This window comes from Sphaerobacter sp., assembly GCF_019683595.1.
Classification (GTDB): Bacteria; Chloroflexota; Chloroflexia; order Thermomicrobiales; family Thermomicrobiaceae; genus Sphaerobacter.
Genome location: NZ_JADGHZ010000252.1, coordinates 1 through 3,904, shown reverse-complemented (window position 1 = coordinate 3,904; position 3,904 = coordinate 1). Strand labels below are relative to the sequence as shown.

At 67.9% G+C, this 3,904-nt stretch carries 4 protein-coding genes; all 4 read right to left on the bottom strand.

Features of this window, described 5'->3' with window-relative positions:
* Window positions 1–321: 321 nt before the first annotated feature.
* Window positions 322–1,509, bottom strand: a complete 1,188-nt coding sequence (locus IRZ30_RS16145) for a Xaa-Pro peptidase family protein (RefSeq protein ID WP_294086625.1) — start codon at window positions 1,507–1,509, stop codon at window positions 322–324.
* 26 nt (window positions 1,510–1,535) lie between these two features.
* Window positions 1,536–2,414 carry an ABC transporter permease gene (locus IRZ30_RS16140; protein ID WP_294086623.1) on the bottom strand — a complete coding sequence of 293 codons (879 nt, stop codon included), beginning with the start codon at window positions 2,412–2,414 and terminating at the stop codon, window positions 1,536–1,538.
* Window positions 2,411–3,328: an ABC transporter permease gene (locus tag IRZ30_RS16135; protein WP_294086621.1), complete on the bottom strand. Its 918-nt coding sequence runs from the start codon at window positions 3,326–3,328 to the stop codon at window positions 2,411–2,413. The genes IRZ30_RS16140 and IRZ30_RS16135 overlap by 4 nt, the downstream gene beginning before the upstream one ends.
* 15 nt (window positions 3,329–3,343) lie before the next feature.
* Window positions 3,344–3,904 (bottom strand): ABC transporter substrate-binding protein (locus IRZ30_RS16130; protein ID WP_294086619.1); only part of this gene is annotated, 561 nt, incomplete at its 5' end.

The following is a 3,904-nucleotide window of genomic DNA, read 5'->3' as shown; positions in this document are numbered from 1 at the left end:
CGCGCGGGGTCTCATACCCAGAATAACCACCGGGGGGGGGGGGGCCCCCGCACTCCACAGCCGGCTTCAGCCGGCTTTTCTTGTCAGCCCGGGGCTTGAGCCCCGGGCACGTGCCGACCGCGTACACCCAACGAATTCGTCAAACTCCATGAGCCCCGGGCACGTGCCGAATGCTGGGCGCCTTGACGGCAGGGTGAGAGCCCGTGCCCCTGCGGGATGTCCTTAGCATCCGAGGACGCGCACCACACCACGCGCCGCCGAGAAATAAAGCAGGCCCCGGGGACACGCCCCAGGGCCTGTGGGTTGGCAGAGAAGGGCTGCCTAGACCGGGACGATCTGGTCCTCCAGGCGCTTGGAGCGCTTGGTGATGACCTCCGGCTTCTCCTTGCCGACGATCACGGTGTCGTCGTGGCGGAAACCGCCGACGCCGTAGATGTAGATCCCCGGCTCGCAGGAGTAGACCTCGTTCTCCCGGAACTGGCGGTAGTTGAACGCCATGTCCTCCGGGTAGCCGTGGCCCTTGATCCCCATGCCGTGCCCGGTCCGGTGGTTGATGTACTCGCCGAAGCCGGCCTCCTCGTAGACGCGCTGCGCCGCGGCGTCGGCGTTGGCCACCGTGTTGCCGGCCACCATCTGCGCGGCCGCTGCCTCGCAGGCCTGCCGCGCGGCCTCAAAGGCCCGCCGCTGCAGGTCGGTCGGCTCGCCGAGGAACAGGGTCCGCTCGTTCTCGACGACCAGCCCTGCCAGGCGGCCGACGACGATGTTGACGATGCCGTGCCCCTTCTCGAAGCGCGCGCCGCAGTCGGCACCGGTCCCGTGCGGCGCGGCCGACGCCGGCCCGCTCAGGGAGAAGACCTTCGCCTCGAAGCGGGCATCCGGATAGCGGCGCGCCGCTTCCTCCGCCATCAGCGCGGCGATGCGCAGGTCGAATGCGGCGACCACCTCGCCCGGCTTGACGAGCTCCATGTAGCGGTCCTGCGCCCAGTCGGTCAGCTCGGCGCACTTCCGCATGATGTCCAGCTCTTCGGGATACTTGTCCTCGCGCATCCGGATCAGCCGCGGCCAGACGTTGACAAACTCCACGTCGGGCATGACCGCCTTGAGCGCGGCCGGGCCGCTGCCCTCGACGCCGAACCGCCCGCGCTTGATCCCGCGCGCGCGGAGCTTATCGGCCAGGAGGTGCGCCCAGTAGTCGCGGGTGTAGGTGCGCGGGAACGAGCGCGGGTGCTCCAGGTAGATCGCGTAGTCACGGATGAAGAGGGTTCCCCGCTCCTCGGCCATGCGGAGGTGGTTGGTGGAGAGCTCGTTCATGACCAGGAACGGCTCGGCCTCGCGCGGGATGACCAGCGCGACTGGACGCTCCCAGGGCTCGACGTCCAGGTGGAAGCCGGACAGCATGTAGAAGTTGTTCGGCTCCGACACGATCAGCGCCTCGAGGCCCTCCTCCGCGAGATACTCGCGGATCAGGCGATGGCGGTCCTCGAAGACGCGCTGCGGTACGACGACCATGGAGGAAAACTCCTTCCTCTGCCGAATCAGACTTTCAACCGCGGATCCAGCACGTCGCGCAGCCAGTCTCCCGCGATGTTGACGGCGAGCGCGACGAGGGCGAGGGCCAGCCCTGGGATGGTGACCAGCCACCACGCAGCGAAGATGTACTCCATGCCCTCACTGATCATGCTCCCCCAGGCGGGGGTGGGCGGCTGCACACCGAAGCCGAGGAAGCTGATGCTCGCCTCGGCCACGATGAAGCGCGCCACCTGGAGCGTGCTGATCACGATGATCGGCGTCACGATGTTCGGGAGAAGGTGGCGCAGCATGATCCGCCCGTTCCCCGCGCCCACGACCCGGGCGGCTTCGACGAACTCACGTTCGCGGAGGGCGAGGATCTCCCCGCGGGCGATGCGCGCGTACTCGACCCAGCCGGCGATCACCAGCGTGATGATGATGTTGCGCAGGCCCAGGCCAATGATCGCGTTGATGACCAGCGCCAGCAGGATGAACGGGAACGAAAGTTGGACGTCGGCCAGGCGCATCAGGACGCTGTCGATCCAGCCGCCGTAGTAGGCCGCGATGATCCCGATCAGCGTGCCGATGACCCCGGCGATGACGACGGAGGCGAAGCCGACCGTCACGGAGATCCGCGAGCCGAGGATGAGCCGGTCGAGCACGTCCCGTCCGAGCTGATCGGTCCCCAGCGGGTGACCCGCGGTGAGGGGCGGCTTGAGGCGCACGCCGTAGTCCGGCTTGTTGACGTCGCCCGACACCAGCAGCGGTGCTGCGATCGCCGCCAGGACGACCAGGGCAAGGAAGGCTACGGCGACCAGCGCCCAGTAGTCCTGGAAGAGTGAGCTGCGGAAGCGGGTCCATTTGCCGCGCGTCGCGGCGCGCGGGAGCGCTTGTGCTGTCGTCATGATAGTCGCACCTGCGGGTTCACCCATGCGTAGGCGATGTCGGTCAGAAGGTTCGCCACCGTGTAGATGATGGCGAACAGCACCACCGCCGCCGTGACGACCGCGAAGTCGCGGTTCAGCAGGGCCTGCACCGTCACCCGGCCGATGCCGGGCCAGGCGAAGATCTGCTCGATGACGACGGCGCCGCCCAGGAGTCGCCCGATCTCAAGCCCCGTGGTCGTGATCAGCGAGATGCTGGCGTTCTTGAAGGCGTGCCGCCACAGGACCGTGTGGCCGGCCAGACCCTTGGCGTGTGCCGTTCGGATGTAGTCCTGCCGCAGCACGTCGAGCATCGTCGAGCGGGCCAGCCGGGCGTAGCGGGCGATACTGGCCGCGGCCAACGCTGTCGCCGGCATGATGAGCTGTTGCCAGCTCCCCCGACCACTGGTTGGGAGCCAGTGGAGCGCGACCGCGAAGAGGAGGATGAGGAGCAGGCCGAGCCAGAAATTTGGCACGGCCTGCCCGATCACCGCCAGCAATCCCGCGAGCCGGTCCCAGACCGATCCGTGGCGCACTGCTGCCAGCACGCCGAGCGGGATGCCGATCAGCAGCGAGATGACCAGCGCGGTGATCCCCAGCTCCATCGTGGCCGGCATCCGCTCCAGCACGACCTCAAGCGCGGGGCGATGCAGGCGCGTTGACTCGCCGAAGTCGCCTCGGAGTGCGTCCCGCATGTAGCGGCCGTACTGGACCCACAGCGGGTCGTTGAACCCCAGCCGCTCGCGGATCTCCTCGAGATCCTTGGCGGAAGTGTCCATCGGCGCGAAGAGCAGGACCGGATCGCCCGTCAGGCGGAGCATGAAGAACACCGCCGTGACGGCCAGGAAGACGACGATCACGCCGTGGAACAGTCGTGTGATGATGAAGCGCTGCATGTCCCCGCCTCGCGCCTAGCTCTCGCGCGGCTTGGCATCACCCATGAACAGCGACTCGTCGACGCGCGGCGTCCAATCGACGCGATTGGAGACACCGTAGATGTCGTGCTGCTGCCACAGGAAGAGCCACCCGGCGTCCTCCCAGACCATCCGCTGCACCTGGTTCCACAGTTCCTGCGCCTTGTCGGGGTCGACGGTCGTCGCCGCCTCCGCGATGACCGCCTCGACCTCCGGGTTGGTGTAGCCGCTGTAGGTCGAGTCGCCCACGAACAGGTAGCGCAGCGTCCCTTCGGCGTCGAGCGCCGGGCCCCAGCCGAGGAAGAACGCATCGCCGGTGCGGCGGTTGACGATCTTGTCGAGGTGGGTGCCCCACTCGTTGTACTGGACCGTGACGCGGAAGCCGAGCTGCTCCAGCTCCGCCGCGATCGCCTGCGCCGCGTCGGTGTCCATCGGGTAGCGCCCCTGCGACGAGTCGAAGATGATCTCGGTCCCCGGCTGAATCCCGGCCTCCTGCAGCAGTTGCTTGGCCTTCTCCGGGTCGTACGGGTAGGGCTGGATGCTCGGATCGACCTGCGG